The organism is Pseudoalteromonas sp. MM1 (genome assembly GCF_030296835.1).
In the GTDB taxonomy this organism is placed as follows: Bacteria; Pseudomonadota; Gammaproteobacteria; order Enterobacterales; family Alteromonadaceae; genus Pseudoalteromonas.
In genome coordinates this window covers 849911-865808 of record NZ_AP027922.1, presented here as the reverse complement: position 1 = coordinate 865808, position 15898 = coordinate 849911, and the positions used below count along the sequence as shown (strand labels likewise).

13 protein-coding genes are annotated in these 15898 nt (G+C 42.3%); all 13 read right to left on the bottom strand.

Features of this window, described 5'->3' with window-relative positions; all coding sequences use genetic code 11:
- Positions 1 to 28: 28 nt before the first annotated feature.
- Positions 29 to 3115 (bottom strand): ligand-binding sensor domain-containing diguanylate cyclase, encoded by a 3087-nt coding sequence (locus QUE46_RS03910; protein ID WP_286246297.1) that lies wholly within the window; start codon positions 3113 to 3115, stop codon positions 29 to 31.
- Between the two features lie 37 nt (positions 3116 to 3152).
- Positions 3153 to 3638 carry a phosphatidylglycerophosphatase A gene (locus QUE46_RS03905; RefSeq protein ID WP_286246296.1) on the bottom strand — a complete coding sequence of 162 codons (486 nt, stop codon included), beginning with the start codon at positions 3636 to 3638 and terminating at the stop codon, positions 3153 to 3155.
- Positions 3635 to 4609 (bottom strand): thiamine-phosphate kinase, encoded by a 975-nt coding sequence (thiL, locus tag QUE46_RS03900; protein WP_286246295.1) that lies wholly within the window; start codon positions 4607 to 4609, stop codon positions 3635 to 3637. The genes QUE46_RS03905 and thiL overlap by 4 nt, the downstream gene beginning before the upstream one ends.
- A gap of 94 nt (positions 4610 to 4703) precedes the next feature.
- Positions 4704 to 5114, bottom strand: a complete 411-nt coding sequence (gene nusB / locus QUE46_RS03895; RefSeq protein ID WP_004586866.1) for a transcription antitermination factor NusB — start codon at positions 5112 to 5114, stop codon at positions 4704 to 4706.
- Between the two features lie 15 nt (positions 5115 to 5129).
- Positions 5130 to 5594 (bottom strand): 6,7-dimethyl-8-ribityllumazine synthase, encoded by a 465-nt coding sequence (gene ribE / locus QUE46_RS03890; protein ID WP_004586865.1) that lies wholly within the window; start codon positions 5592 to 5594, stop codon positions 5130 to 5132.
- A gap of 101 nt (positions 5595 to 5695) precedes the next feature.
- The gene (ribBA, locus tag QUE46_RS03885) at positions 5696 to 6808 is read right to left on the bottom strand and encodes a bifunctional 3,4-dihydroxy-2-butanone-4-phosphate synthase/GTP cyclohydrolase II (RefSeq protein WP_286246294.1); all 1113 of its coding nucleotides are present in this window, start codon (positions 6806 to 6808) and stop codon (positions 5696 to 5698) included.
- Between the two features lie 29 nt (positions 6809 to 6837).
- On the bottom strand, positions 6838 to 7491 hold the full coding sequence (locus QUE46_RS03880) for a riboflavin synthase (RefSeq protein ID WP_286246293.1): 654 nt from the start codon (positions 7489 to 7491) through the stop codon (positions 6838 to 6840).
- Between the two features lie 16 nt (positions 7492 to 7507).
- Complete coding sequence (gene ribD, locus QUE46_RS03875) at positions 7508 to 8641, bottom strand: bifunctional diaminohydroxyphosphoribosylaminopyrimidine deaminase/5-amino-6-(5-phosphoribosylamino)uracil reductase RibD (RefSeq protein ID WP_286246292.1); 1134 nt, start codon at positions 8639 to 8641, stop codon at positions 7508 to 7510.
- A 2-nt stretch (positions 8642 to 8643) separates the two neighbouring features.
- Complete coding sequence (gene nrdR / locus QUE46_RS03870) at positions 8644 to 9093, bottom strand: transcriptional regulator NrdR (RefSeq protein ID WP_004586861.1); 450 nt, start codon at positions 9091 to 9093, stop codon at positions 8644 to 8646.
- A 411-nt stretch (positions 9094 to 9504) separates the two neighbouring features.
- Complete coding sequence (gene glyA / locus QUE46_RS03865) at positions 9505 to 10761, bottom strand: serine hydroxymethyltransferase (protein WP_055018152.1); 1257 nt, start codon at positions 10759 to 10761, stop codon at positions 9505 to 9507.
- A gap of 265 nt (positions 10762 to 11026) precedes the next feature.
- Entirely contained in the window at positions 11027 to 12310 is a 1284-nt protein-coding gene (thrC, locus tag QUE46_RS03860; RefSeq protein WP_286246291.1) for a threonine synthase, read from the bottom strand.
- 11 nt (positions 12311 to 12321) lie between these two features.
- Positions 12322 to 13257: a homoserine kinase gene (gene thrB, locus QUE46_RS03855; RefSeq protein ID WP_286246290.1), complete on the bottom strand. Its 936-nt coding sequence runs from the start codon at positions 13255 to 13257 to the stop codon at positions 12322 to 12324.
- A 9-nt stretch (positions 13258 to 13266) separates the two neighbouring features.
- Positions 13267 to 15684, bottom strand: coding sequence for a bifunctional aspartate kinase/homoserine dehydrogenase I (gene thrA / locus QUE46_RS03850; RefSeq protein WP_286246289.1), 2418 nt, complete (start codon positions 15682 to 15684; stop codon positions 13267 to 13269).
- Positions 15685 to 15898 lie beyond the last annotated feature (214 nt).

Genomic DNA, 15898 nt, shown 5'->3' with positions numbered 1-15898 from the left:
TGCCTAACCTACCTTTGTAGGTTGGGCATTATCGCATCCACACTTTAATATCTGCTAAACCATTACTTTGTAAAATACCTAACTGCTGATCTACATTCGAATTTTGCTCAAATTCAAACGCATCCAACTGTTTATCAAAGGTAATATTTGCAACACCATCACCACCGCGCTTTTTAACCTGGTGAAGCGCTATATCGGCTAAGTTTATTGATGTTTCCCAGCTTATTACTTGCCCACCTAAAAGTGGTAGTGGGTAAAAAGACCACCCCAATGAAGCAGTAATATTGGTTGTTTTACCGTTTGGTAATTGAAACGAGTTTAATGCGATTGCTTGGCATAAATCAGAGGCATAACTGTCAATCATGTTGCACTTAAAATCGCGCAGCAATAATAAAAACTCATCCCCACTCCAGCGCGCTACATAGTCCGAGCCTTGGGTACGTGAATTAAGTAACGCTGCCATTTGCTGTAAGCAGCTATCCCCTGCTATTGGGCCATACGCATCGTTTATACGGCTAAAGTTATCAAAGTTAATAATAAGCAGTACAAGCGACTTACCTTGCGCTTGTAAAGACTGTGCATTACGTTGGAAGTGCTCAATATCTTTAGGAAGCTGATCAAACAAAAAACGACGGCTACGCAGCCCTGTAAGCTCATCTGAGTGACTAACTAGTTTAAGCTGTGAATTTACTTGGCCTAATTTATCGTTAGCTTGACGCAGCTCTAACGTACGCTCTGTAACCAGAGCTTCTAGTATTTCTTGCTTTCGGCGCTCTTGCGCTCTAAATACCCAAAAAATAAAGTAAAACAGTAAAATAAATCCACTAACAATGAGTAGTCTAAAGTAAATGGTTTCGTCAAAGCGTTGCGGTACTACAAATGCATACTCGGCAGTTTGCGCTCTGTCCCAATCTTCGCCTTGGCGTTTAGCCTCAAGCTCAAATAAAAATGAACCGGCTGGTAAGTTTGTATAAATGGCTTCTCGGCGTGCATTAGCATAGCGCCAATCACTATCTAAGCCACTTAACTTATATCTAAACTCAATACTGTTTGGCGCATAATAATCGATGGCGGTGTACTTTAACGTTATGTCGCGCTCATCGGTATCTAGTAAAGGCTTTACACCTAGTGCTGCGGTAGTTAAAGCTCGCAGTGGTGTGGTCAGTGTTTCTACTTTAGGCTTTAATACATTTAGACCAAATAACTCTGTGTTTTTAGGTATTTCTACAATGCCCTGTAAGCTTGGATACCACATTGAATAATCGGTCATGGCAACGGCATCGTGTCCTAAACCATTACAACACTGGCTTGCTTTACCATCAAGCTGCCTATCAAAAGAAGAAATAACCTCTTCCACTTTTAAGCTCGACACCTCTGTTTTAAATTGCGCCACCGGCATACGGTAAACACCTTTCATGGTACTTACCCATACACGCTTATAGGTTTCGTCATACTCTAGGCTAAAAATAGAGCCATAGGGTAAGCCGTTGGCTGCATCTAACTGACGCCAATGTCCTTGTAAACTTCTGTAAAATAGGCCGTCATTAAGCGAGCCTATTAAAATACCTACACCATCTATGTGTAATACGCTGGTGATATAGGCACTTTCGAGCGAAGTTTGGTCACCTATTTTTTCAATGCCACGGTCGGTAAAGTAGTACGCCCCTTTACTTGTTCCTATTACACCAAAGTTTGCCTTATCAAGCACGTAGGTTATAAATTTGCTGCCTAAAAATGCGTTGTATGCAAAAGGCGTTAGCCCGCCGTAACTAAGCCTATACAAGCCACGCCCGGTCCCTATCCAAAAGCCCCCTTTACTTGATGGGCTAATAGCAAATACCGGATTGTCGCGCAGCGCTCTACCAGGAAAACTATATAATTTGTCTTGCTCGTAAAAAAATAGCCCTCGACCCGTTGCTATATATAAACGCGAGCCATCAAACTGTAAGTCGTGTACTGTTGCCCGCCCAAATTGCGCACTGGGTATTTTATTGACAAAGTTTTTATTTAAATCGAAATAACCAATACCACTTTTGTTCGCCACCCATAAATTTCCATCGGGCGCTTGGCTGATTGCCATGACGGCCTCAGTCATTTGTGATAAAGCAGAGTGACGCTCAATACGCCCTTCGTGGGCAAGCCATAAGCCTTCGCTAAAACTTGCAAGCCAAATATTATTTTGGCTATCACGGTAAATATCGGCAAACCAAATACTTTGATCTAACTGACTTGGTTCAACCCATTGCCACTCACCTGATTTAGCTCTAAAAAGCAGGCGTCCATACGTAGAAACCCATAAGCCACCATTGGTGTCGCTCATAAATTTATACACGGCGGAGTTACTTGCATTAGGCAAAGGGAAAGGTCTTAGCTCATCGTCTAAGTCTAAAAAGTAGGCTCCCAATTCAGAAGCTAAATATAAATTGCCATTTAAAAAAGACAGATCATGAACAATGGTTTGTGCTAAGCGCTCTGGCAATGACACCTTAGCTGTTAACTCCAACCTGAGTTTTGAAAAATCAGAAGCGCTTTTAGTTAAGCGTAGTAAATGGCGGTCGTTGACAAGCCAAATTCCCTCTGGAGAAAGCGCCATTTGACTCACCGACCCCACTATTTGGGTGATCACGGTGGCATTTACAATAGGCACTAGTTCGTTCGCTTTATCACGTAAATCAACTTGGTTGCGGTCTACATAATAAAGCCCATTAGCTGCAATCCAAATGCTGCCTTTAGCATCTTCTAAAATGTCTCTAACAGGGCCTTTAATATTAAATTCTTGTGCAGCAAGCGTTTGCGGGTTTATTACCACCAAGCCACTTTTAGTGCCCACCCACAGGTAGCCATTACTGTCTATGAGCAGTTTGTTAATACCATTACTTGGTAAGAAGGGACTATTTTGCGTGTTGTAATTGGTGAATGTTGTGCCGTCAAAGCGGCTAAGACCAAATTGTGTTCCGACCCACATATAGCCTTGCTGATCTTGCACAACACTTTTTAGCGATTGCGAGGGCAGACCATCTTTAATATTCCATTGCTTAACAACGTAATCAGTAATAGAAGCCCAACTTGGCATGGCACACAACATCAGTACACATACCAGTAAAAATCGCATCATTTCGCTGCCACCTAGTTAAACAAATAAAACAAAAAAATTAAAAGGGTAGTAAACCTGCTTTTATTAACGCTTGCAAACAAATAAGCGAAAAAATACCGGCAAGAACATCATCGGCCATTATACCCACACCGCCGTGCATTCGCTTATCGAGCGTTTTTATAGGGCCAGGTTTGGCAATATCAAAAAACCTAAATAATAAAAAGCCTACCAGTAAGGTTTGCCAACTAAGCGCTGCGCCAATCATGGTAATGTAATAACCGGCAACTTCATCCCACACTATGGCTGGATGGTCGTGTACACCTAAGTCATCGGCAGTTTTGCCACACGCCCAAATACCAAAAATACTAATAACCACAGCAAACACTATTTGTAGCCAAAGCGGAAAATACATGGTCATAAAAATAAATGGCAAAGCAGCAAATGTACCAAAGGTGCCTGGCGCCACAGGCGCAAGGCCAGTGCCAAACCCTAGGCCAAATAACTGATGTGGTCGCTTTAAATTAAACTGTTTTTTGCTAGTCAAACCTGCTCCTTGGCAAAGTGCTCAAAGCCCTGTTGCTCAAAATTAAATTTTTCACCGTGGTGTAAAAGCTCAATATGGCCTTCGCCACTTTTAATTTGCCCTATGCACGTAGCTTCTACGCCGTATTGGCGTAATTTAAGCTCCAACATGCTTTTATTATCTTCAGAGACAGTAAAAAGCAATTCGTAGTCATCGCCATAGCCTAAAATATACGGCAATTGTGCCTCAAAATTCAGGCTTGAACGCATAGCGTCTGAGGTTGGGATGTTTTCAATATTTATACTGGCGCTGACTTGTGACATATCAAGTATGTGCGTTAAATCCGCCATAAGGCCATCAGACACATCGATGGCTGATGAAGCAAGACCACGTAACACTTGCCCAGCAGCAACTTGTGGAGTTGGGTAATCAAAGCGATTATTAATATACTTTAAGTGCTCAGGTTCAATACTTAAGCCTTGTTTGCGAGACTCAATAGCCAAGCCTGCATCACCTAATGTGCCAGTTACACATACCCAGTCGCCCACTTTAGCACCTGCGCGGCGTAAAGCTTTACCCTCAGGCACAGTGCCTTTAGCACATATAGTCACTGTTAACGGGCCCTGCGTCGTATCGCCACCAATTATTTGTACATTAAAGTACTCTGCAATTTCGTGCATGCCTTCAGTAAATTCTTCAATCCACTGCTGGTTAATATTTGGTAGGGTTAATGCCACCGACACCCAGGTAGGCTCTGCTCCCATGGCTGCTAAATCACTAAGATTTACAGCCAATGCTCGGTGTCCTAATGCGCGGGGAGAAATATCATCAAAAAAATGAACACCCGATACAAGCGTATCTGTGGTTACTGCCAGTTGGCAGTTTTGCGGAACGGTAACTAATGCACAGTCGTCCCCTATTCCTAGGCTTACATCACGACGAGTAATACCGCGACCTTTAAAGTAGCGGTTTATTAATTCAAATTCCTTCATACACAAAAAAGCCGACCTATGCCGGCTCTCCTTTTTAACGTGTACTAACTGTTAAAGCTAGGCTCTTTAGCGGAGCGCTTTAGCAAGGTTAGTATTACTTGCGTAAATGCTTAACAGCTTTATCAAGTACACCGTTTACAAATTTATGGCTGTCTTCAGCGCCAAATATTTTAGCAAGCTCAATGCCTTCATTGATTGCTACTTTGTATGGCACATCTTCACGGAATTTAAGCTCATACGCGCTTAAACGTAAAATTGCACGCTCTACCATATCTAAATCATCAAATGGACGTGTTAAATGCGGAGATACAGCTTCATCTAGTTGCTTGTAATTAACGGCAACGCCACGCGCTAAATCTTTAAAGTATTCAACATCAATTTTAGTCACGTCGTTTTCGATCAACATTTGTTGTTCGATATCGGCAATTAAATTGCCACTCAATTGCCAAGAATAAACGGCTTGAAGTGCTAAGATACGTGCTTTACGTCTTGCTGCTGGTTTCACAAAAATTCCTTAAACTTAAATTTTATCTAACACATTAACCATTTCAAGCGCGCCTAATGCCGCTTCGCCGCCTTTGTTACCCATTTTGGTACCAGCGCGTTCAATTGCTTGTTCAATGCTTTCTGTGGTTAATACGCCAAATGCAACCGGGATATCATACTCAAGCGATACATTTGCAAGGCCTTTGTTAGATTCGCCTGCAACGAGGTCAAAGTGTGGTGTACCACCTCTGATCACTACGCCTAATGCGATGATTGCATCATACTCTTTTTTTGCCGCAATGCGTTTTGCTGCTAAAGGTAACTCTACTGCACCGGGTACATACACAACGGTAATGTCATCATCGGCTACGCCACCGGTACGCTTTAGCTCATCAACAGCACCTTCTAATAGGCTGCTACCAATAAAATCGTTAAAACGAGAAATAACAATAGCGAATTTTTTGCCTGGAGCGTACTTATTACCTTCAATAATTTTCATCTGATAACCCTAAAAATATGTTCAAGCGGTTGCGATTGCGCAAAAATTGCTGCGCATCATACCATAAAAATAAAAAAATAGACTAGTTAAAAGCTGAGCCCTTATTGTGGCTCAACGTAATCAACCACTTCTAAGTGAAAGCCCGAAAGTGCATGGTACTTTTTAGGTCGACTCATTAAGCGCATTTGGGTAATACCTAAGTCAGCTAGTATTTGTGAGCCCACCCCCACAGTACGTGAAGTACCTTTAAATTTACGCGGCGTAACATTCTCGCCAGCATCGGCAGCAGCAAATGCTTTTACTGTGGCCTCTAGCTCTTCGGTGCTTTCTTGTTTACCTAAAATAACCAGTGCACCGTTATTTTTTGCAATGTAAGCCATTGCATCAGAAAGCCCCCAACTACGATCCGCACTTCTATCTGAAAGTAAAATATCGTTAAAAGTACTTTGTAAGTGCACGCGCACAAGTGTTGGCTCGTTTTCTTTAATTTCGCCTTTTAACAATACGTAATGTAATTGACCGTCAATGGTGTCTTTGTACGTGACTAAATCAAACTCACCGTGTTCAGTTGGCAGTTTACATTTAGCAACTTGCTCAATAGTGGTTTCGTTAAGGTTTCGGTACTCAATTAAATCGGCAATTGTGCCAATTTTAATACTGTGCTCTTTAGCAAATACTTCTAAATCCGGGCGGCGCGCCATGGTGCCATCGGCATTGAGAATTTCTACAATAACTGATGAGGCTTCAAGGCCGGCTAAGCGTGCTAAATCACAGCCAGCTTCGGTATGCCCTGCACGCGTTAAAACGCCACCAGGTTGCGCCATAATCGGAAAAATATGCCCTGGCTGTACAATATCACTTGGTACGGCGCCTTTTGCAATTGCCGCTTGCACTGTACGTGCTCTATCGGCTGCTGAAATACCGGTTGTTACACCTTTAGCAGCCTCGATCGACATAGTAAAGTTAGTAGAAAACGCTGCGCCATTATTTTTTACCATTAACGGTAAATCTAGCTGTTCACAACGCTCTTGCGTCATAGTTAAACAAATTAAACCACGGCCATGAGTGGCCATAAAGTTAATTGCTTCTGCGCTAATGTGCTCTGCTGCAATAATTAAATCGCCTTCATTTTCTCTGTCTTCGTCATCCATTAAAATAACCATTTTACCGGCTTTAATGTCGTCGATGATTTCTTGTGCGCTGTGTAAATTCATAAATTTGCTCGTGTAAGTTATCAGTGTCGTTATTTAACAAAACCAGCTTTAGCTAGTAAGCTCATTGAAATGTCTGCGCCTGTCGGCTGCTCAGCCCCTTTGATAAGGCGCTCTAAATAACGTGCAATTTGGTCAACTTCTAAATTAACGCGTGTGCCCACTTTAAAATCAGCAATGGTGGTTTGCTCGCTTGTGTGCGGCACTATGGTTAATTTAAATTTATTACCTTGTACAGCGTTTACTGTCAGGCTTATACCATCTATACATACAGACCCTTTGTAAGGAATGTACTTCATTAAGTTTTCATCGGTGCTTAGCCAATATTCTGTGGCGCGCGCATTACTCGTAATGGCTGTAATGGTTGCAATGCCATCCACATGACCAGAAACTAAATGCCCGCCTAAACGTGAAACCGGTTGCATGGCTTTTTCAAGGTTAACAGTTTGCCCTATATTATAATTTGCAAACCCAGTTAGGCTGATAGTTTCGTTTGATAAGTCGGCACTAAAGCCATCAATGTGCTTATCAACTACCGTTAAACATACGCCATTAGTGGCAATGCTATCGCCAAGCTTTACATCGCTCATATCAAGATTAGCGCTTTGAATGCGAATGGCTAAATCGCCTTGTTTTTTTTGTAATAGCGCAATTTTGCCTGTGGCTTCTATTATTCCAGTAAACATAGCCCTACTCTTTTAATTAAGTGGTTGGAATGTGTTTTGTAGCGGTTATACGTAAATCATCGCCCACTTTCACACACTCTTTAAACGTTAAGTTAACGGTGTTTTGCATATCTGTCAGCGGTGCAAAATTAACCAAGCTTTTTGCATCGCACCCCATGAGTTTAGGCGCAAGATAAAATATATATTCGTCTATTAAATTAAGCTCTGTCATTTTACCGGCAAGTGTAGCACCGGCTTCTAAATAAACATGATTAAATTGCAGCTTAGCAAGGTGTGCTAAAACAGACGTTAAATTAACTTTGTTATTTTGCTGTGGCACTTCTATATGCCTTACAAAGTGCGGCCACTGCGTTGATTTATCAACCTTGGTAGTAAAAATTATTATTTCACTTTCAATATTAAATACTGCCAGCTCTGGTGTCAGCCTATTTTGTGAATCAATTATAACCCGCACCGGTTGGCGTAGGGGTAATTCGGTAGGCAAAGCCTGTGGCAATTCGCTTAACCTCACATTGAGCTTAGCATCATCCGTAATAACCGTATCGGCGCCGGTTAAAATAGCGCAGCTTTGTGCTCGGTGTAATTGTACATCTTGTCGCGCAGCGGGGCCGGTGATCCACTTACTCTGGCCATTTTTTAGTGCGGTTTTACCATCAATACTGGCCGCCATTTTACACGTTACATAAGGAAGACCCTGCTCCATACGTTTAAAAAAACCTAAATTAAGAGCGCGCGCTTGCTGCTCTAAAAGCCCAGAGGCAACCTCAATACCAGCATCGCTGAGTATTTTAAGCCCTTTACCTGCTACTTGCGGGTTGGTGTCGACCATAGCCGCTATAACTTTTACTACACCTGCGGCTTTTAAACCCTCTGCACACGGGGGAGTGCGTCCGTAATGGCTACACGGTTCAAGCGTTACATAGGCTGTCGCGCCTTTTGCGTTATCACCGGCCACTGCAAGGGCATTAACCTCAGCATGCCCCTGCCCCGCTAATTGATGAAACCCTTCACCAATTATGTGGTTATCTTTAACTAAAACACACCCTACATTAGGATTGGGGGTGGTTGTAAATCGCCCTTTTTTTGCAAGCTCGATGGCGCGTGCCATGTATATTTCGTCTTGTGCAGTAAAAATTGCTTGGTTTTGCATTATTACTCCCCTAAACGGGCAATTTCTTCACCAAATTCGCGTATATCTTCAAACGAGCGATACACAGAGGCAAACCGCACATAGGCTACTTTATCAAGTTTTTTAAGCGCCTCCATTATGCACTCACCCACTAGGTGACTTGATATCTCTCGCTCGCCGGTAGCACGCAACTGCGATTTAATAATATTAACCACTTCATCTACTTGCTCTGTACTTACAGGGCGTTTTTCTAGAGCGCGATTCAGGCCATTGAGTAGCTTATCTTCATTAAAGGGCTCTCGGCTGCCATCTTGTTTAATCACACGTGGCATAACTAACTCGGCGCCTTCAAAGGTAGTAAATCGCTCGTGACACTCGTTACATTCACGGCGACGGCGAACTTGATGGCCTCCACCTACTAGGCGTGAGTCTATCACTTTGGTGTCTTTTGCGGTGCAAAATGGGCAATGCATAACTAGGTACTTCCGTTTTAAACAAAAAAGGCCGCTGTTTAGCGGCCTTTTATCTTAGCAAAAAAATAGGGCCTGTTGGCCTTTCAGGATTAAATTTGTTCTATCTAGGGGTGATTTGATCGCGGCGCGAGGTTTGTAACCTAGTGGGCTAAGTAAAAACCGAGCAAAGCTTCCGCGTCCTGCTCACGCCCCTTACCTACATCCATGTAGGCAACAAAGAGTAAATCGCCCCTAGGACGAACCCAAGGGCAGTGCATGTTTGGCATTTATGCTGCGTTATCGCCTATTTGTGTGGAGTAACCACACTACATAGACTCTGCCTTGCCTAAAAACCAAACATACTACTGCAAATTAAATCTCAAAAGGTAAACAGGCCCCTTGTTGTGCTCTAAATTACTGCTGCTTATGCAATTAAGCGTATACAGGTAATTTTGCACAAATTGCTTTAACTTTTTCTTTAACTTGCGCTTGTACAGACTCATCGTTGATGTTGTCTAATACGTCACAAATCCAGCCTGCAAGCTCTTTCGATTCAGCTTCTTTAAAGCCACGACGCGTAATTGCAGGTGAACCAATACGCAAACCTGAAGTAACAAACGGTGAACGAGGATCGTTTGGTACTGAGTTTTTGTTCACGGTAATATTTGCATTACCAAGCGCTGCATCTGCATCTTTACCTGTGATATCTTTATCGATTAAATCAAGTAAGAATAAGTGGTTTTCTGTTTTATCAGATACGATTTTGTAACCGCGCTCTTGCATAACAGCAACCATAGCTTGGGCATTTTTAACTACCTGTGCTTGGTACGTTTTAAATTCTGGTTGTAGTGCTTCTTTAAATGCCACGGCTTTTGCAGCAATAATGTGACATAAAGGACCACCTTGGCCACCTGGGAACACAGCGCTGTTAAGCTTTTTGTAAATTGCTTCGTCGCCACATGCAGAAATAATTAAACCACCACGAGGGCCTGCTAACGTTTTGTGTGTTGTTGTGGTTACAACATGCGCGTGAGGTACTGGGCTTGGGTAAACACCCGCCGCAATTAAACCAGCAACGTGAGCCATATCAACAAATAAGTAAGCACCTACTTTATCAGCAATTTCACGGAATTTAGCCCAATCAACAATACCTGAATATGCAGAAAAACCACCAATAATCATTTTTGGTTTATGCTCTAGTGCTAGCGCTTCAACTTGTGCGTAATCAATTTCGCCGGTTACTTCGTCTAGTCCGTATTGGATAGCATTATATAGCTTACCAGAGAAGCTTACGTGTGAACCATGCGTTAAGTGTCCACCATGAGCTAAGCTCATACCAAGTACAGTGTCACCCGCTTCTAATAATGCTAAAAAAACAGCTGCATTAGCTTGAGAACCCGCATGTGGCTGAACGTTTGCATAGTCAGAACCAAATAGCTCGTTAGCACGATCAATTGCAAGTTGTTCAACTACGTCAACATGCTCACACCCGCCATAGTAACGTTTGCCCGGGTAACCTTCAGCGTATTTGTTTGTAAGCTGTGAACCCTGTGCTTCTAGTACGCGTGGGCTACAGTAGTTTTCTGATGCGATTAATTCAATGTGCTCTTCTTGGCGAGCTGTTTCTTTGTTTATCGCGTCAAATAACTCTGGATCAAAATCCGAAATATTCATGCTACGTTCTAACATTGGGGTCTCCTAGGGCAACGTGTATGGTGTTTTTTAGAGGCTTTATTGTACGCTGTAAACGACTCTTTGCCTACGCTCTTAAGTTGAGGATATTTAAACAGGGATTGAATCTATTTCACAGCGTTTTTAAGATGATATTTTTTTATAAACACATTAATAATTTAAATGACTTTTATTTTTTACATTTAATTAGTTAATGATAAATACTATATTTAGCGCGTACAAAATACAAAAAAAGCGGCCAAGGCCGCTTTTTAACGCTAAGTTAGCCTAACTTAGCAAGTATTTCAGTGCGCAACGCTTCATAATCAGGGCTAATGTCGCTTGCTAAACAAGGTTTAGCAAGCGCGTCGCTAAGTGGCTGTGGCATATCAAGTTCAATATTTAGAATCTCTTCTACGCTTTCTTTAAACTTAGCGGGGTGAGCAGTTGCTAAAAAGATCCCTGCCGCACCGGGCGCTTTATTCTCTACAAGGCCTTGGTATGCAATGGCGGTATGCGGCTCTGCAACATAACCCGTTTGTTGAATATTTTTCATCACTACTTGCGTGTTTTCTTCGCTCACACTGGTTGAGTAAAAATTATCGTAGCTAAACCAGTTATTATCTAGCATTGTTTGCACACGCGGCCAGTTATTTGGCTTGCTTACATCCATCGCATTTGAAAGCGACTCAAGTGTAGCATTTGGCGCCCAATTTTTATCAAGCATGTAACGTGGCACTGTATCGTTTTGATTAGTTGTAGCACTTAGTTTACCTACTGGCATACCAATTACCGCGCCAATCATCGCGGCACATACATTACCAAAGTTACCACTAGGGACTGAAATGTGCGCTGTAGCACGCTTTTCTTTTGGTAGCTGTGCAATGGCTTCAAAGTAATAACATACTTGTGCCACTAGGCGGCTAATGTTAATTGAGTTAGCTGAATTAAGGCCAAGTGTAGATTTAACTTCGTCATCTAAAAACGACTTTTTAACCAGCTCTTGGCAATCATCAAAACTGCCATCTACCGCGTAACAATGAATGTTATTACCAAGCGTAGTAAATAACTTTTGCTGAGCAAGCGAAATTTTGCCTTTAGGGTATAGAATAACTACATCTATATTTGGTTTGTTATAAAACGCATGCGCTACAGCAGCGCCTGTATCGCCAGAGGTTGCCGTTAAAATCGTGACTTTTTCGCCTTGATTGAACTGTGCTAAACACTCAGCCATGAAACGCCCGCCAAAGTCTTTAAACGCAAGCGTAGGGCCATGGAAAAGCTCTAAACAATAGTTATTGTCTTCAACCTCTACCAATTTTACTGGGAAGTTAAACGCATTTTTAACCATTTGAGCAACGGTATCAGCGGGTAATTCATCGCCAATAAGGTGCGATAAAATTTTGCTACTACGTGTAACAAAGTCCATATCTAATAACGCATCTACATCAGCCAGCGGCGCTAAGCTTTCAGGAAAAAATACCCCCTGATTACGCCCAAGCCCTGTTTTTACCGCTTCAACAAACGACACTTTTTGAGTATTTTCTTTTAAATTATGTAATTGCATAACTGCCTATCCTATAAAACTGTTAATTGACGCGTGCCGTCGTTATCTAATTTACAAATGTGGCAAAAGCCCTGCTCATTTATATAGTTTTGCGCTAACCACTGCGCACATTTTTTTGCAGCTTCTAATGTTTTACACACTGTAAATAAGGTAGGGCCCGCACCTGAAATACTGACAATCTCTGCACCAAGGGCTGGCAAACTTGCTTTCGCTTCGCTAAACCCTGTAATTAAAGGTGCACGATACGGCTCTGCTATATCATCTTGCATAATGCTCAGTGCATCATCAAAACGCTGCGTTAATAACAAGCTGCTAAATGCCGACAAACGCTGTGCAAATTCAACCCCAGCATGCATGCTTAGATCTTTTGGTAATACCGAGCGTGCCTTTGCGGTATTAAGCGAAAAACCAGGAAATGCCGCTACGTAGTACCAGTTTTGATCTACCGGTAGAGCAATTGACTTATCAGGAATTAAATCGCCTGTAAGCTGCAGCCCACCTAAATAACACGGGGTGATATTGTCATAATGACGCCCACCACTGACTATCGCTTCAAAATCAGCCATTAATTCAATAAGCTCAACTTGGCTTAAATTGGTTTGAGCAAATTTATCAAGCGCAGCAAAAGTTGCTACCACAGAGCACGCACTAGAGCCAAGCCCTGAGCCAATTGGTAAGTTCTTTTTAAGTTCTAATTTTACACTTGGCATATCTGGTGCCACGTGCGCTCTAAAATGTACTAAACATTGATATGCTAGGTTTTCACTCGCATCGCTTGGTAACTTATGCGCGTATTCGCCTGAGCAAACAAACTCATCACTTTGAGCGGCGCTTACTACGGCTACATCACCTAATAAACTGCCATCAATAGGCGCAAGCGCTGCACCAAGTGCGTCAAAGCCAACTGCAAAATTACCTATAGACGCCGGAGCATATACTTCTATCATTTTTAACTCCTAGCGCGATAACGTTTTTAATACGTCGGCAAATACGCCGGCTGCAGTTACTGCAGAGCCTGCGCCGTAACCGCGAATTACAAACGGACGTGGTTGATAATACTGGCTTAAAATTGCTAACGCGTTTTCACCATCACGAATTACATTCAATGCGTGCGATGAGTCTACCGCTTCAATACCCACTTTACAGTGGCCTTCTTTAATTGTACCTACATAACGAAGTACCTTGCCCTCTGCTGCAGCACTTTGAATACGGTCATTAAACTCAGCGTCTAAACTTGGTAGTTTAGCCATAAATTCACCTACGCTGTCGCCTTGAGCAAAACCTTGTGGCAATACCGATTCAACTTCTATATCGCTAAGCTCTAACTTCATGCCGGCTTCGCGAGCAATAATAAGTAATTTACGTGCTACATCGGTACCCGATAAATCATCGCGTGGATCTGGCTCGGTAAAACCGCTTTCTTTCGCTTTTATGGTTGCCTCAGAAAGTGATAAACCATCTTCTAATGCACCAAACATGTACGACAGAGAACCTGATAAAATACCGCTAAACTCAAGTAACTCATCACCTGCACCAAATAACGACTGTAGGTTATCGATTACTGGCAAGCCTGCACCTACGTTTGTTTCGTATAAAAACTTACGGTTATTTTTTTGTGTTGCTGCAATTAAGTCTTGGTAATAAGCGTATGAGCTGGTTGTTGCTTTTTTATTAGCGGCAACCACATGGAAACCCGCATTTAGAAAATCCACATACTGAGCCGCTAGCGCATCGGAAGACGTACAATCTACAAGCACTGGGTTTACTAAGTGATTTTGTTTTACAAACTGCTCGACTAAATTTAAGTCAAACGCTTGCTCTGATGCTGCTAGCTTTTGCTGCCAGTCATCAAATGCAATACCTTCACTGTCTAAATGCAGTTGACGAGAATTCGCAACGCCATATAGGTTTAACTTAATATTACGCTTTTCAAGCCACGCTTGCTGGCGCTCTAACTGAGAAATAAGCTCTTGACCTACTAAGCCGCAGCCAAGTAAAAACACGTCAATTGAAGGGACATGCGTAAAAAAGTTTTCATGGCATATTTTTACTGCATCGTTACAAAGCTCACCATCGATAACCGCCGAAATAGCACTTTCTGTAGAATCCTGCGCAATGGCTACAATGTTTACTTGGGCCTGTGCAAGAGATGCAAAAAACTGTGCAGCTAAACCTTTGTGTGCACGCATGTTATCGCCCACTAATGTAACAATAGCAAGATTACGTTGTACTTGTACTGGCTCAATTAAGCCTGCTTGTAATTCAAGCTCAAACGCACTTTGTAAGGCTTCTAGCGCTAGCGCTAAATCGCTTTCGTGCACACAAAAGCTAATGCTAAATTCACACGATGATTGAGTAATTAATACTATCGATACGTTATCGTGTGCAAGGGCATTAAATACTTTAGACGCCATACCCACTTTACCTTTCATGCCTGGGCCTGACACGGTAAGCATAGCTAAATCTTGCAAGCTAGAAAGCGCTTTTACTGGCTCATCCGATGAATAGTCGTTACCAATTAATGACCCTTGCGCATCTGGGTTGTGGGTGTTTTTAATTTCACACGGCACACCTGCTTTCGCGCACGGTAAAATGGTTTTAGGGTGAAGTACTTTAGCGCCAAAATAAGAAAGCTCCATTGCTTCTTTATAAGATAAGAAATCTACTTTAGTCGCTTTTTTGATATAACGCGGATCAGCGCTGTATACACCATCAACATCTGTCCAAATTTGACAAATTTCAGCCTCTAAACACGCCGCTGCAATAGCTGCTGAGTAATCAGAGCCATTACGGCCAAGTGTAGTAAGTTCGCCTTGCTCATTACTTGCCGTAAAGCCTGGCATAATGTAAATAGTCGCTGGGTTTTCTTTTAATACCGCTTGAAAACGCGCTTTACTTGCAACTAAGTCAGCCTCTGCATCGATGTAACCACCGGTAGAGGCAACACAGCGCGTTGCTTCAAGGTATTGAGCATTATGAGAGCTTAATAAACTTTGCATAAGCGATACACTAACACGCTCACCAAAGCTAATTACAAATGCACGAATTTGATCTGGGCAGCACTTAATTAGCGCCACACCATCAAGCTTATTTTTAAGCTCATTTAAATCAGGCCAGTTAGTTACTTCACCGCCATTTTTTTCTACATCAGCTTTTAGCCCTTCACAACGGCTCACTAATGCTTGCCACTGCTGTGAAAAATCTAAGCCTTGCTCAGCTGCACTTGCTAAGGCAACTAACGAATCGGTCATACCACCTGGCGCAGAAAGCACCAATAGCATTTCATCTTTTAACTGTGCTTTAACTAACTGAGCTACCTGTTGTAAACATGCAAAGTCGGCAAGCGAAGAGCCACCAAATTTTAAAACGCGCATTATTTATGTTCCTCATCCCATAAAACGAAAAAAGGCCTGTGTTCTTAGTGAACACAGGCCTTTAAATTTGTTGCACCGACCTATGCCACTATCCAGAAAGAATGGTGGTTGTAATAATTATGGTCAGTACGCGATTAATTGTTTTCATAAGCTTAAGACTGCCTTAACAAAGGCTATGCTGTCAACCCTAAATTAAAAGATAAAACAGCCTTTT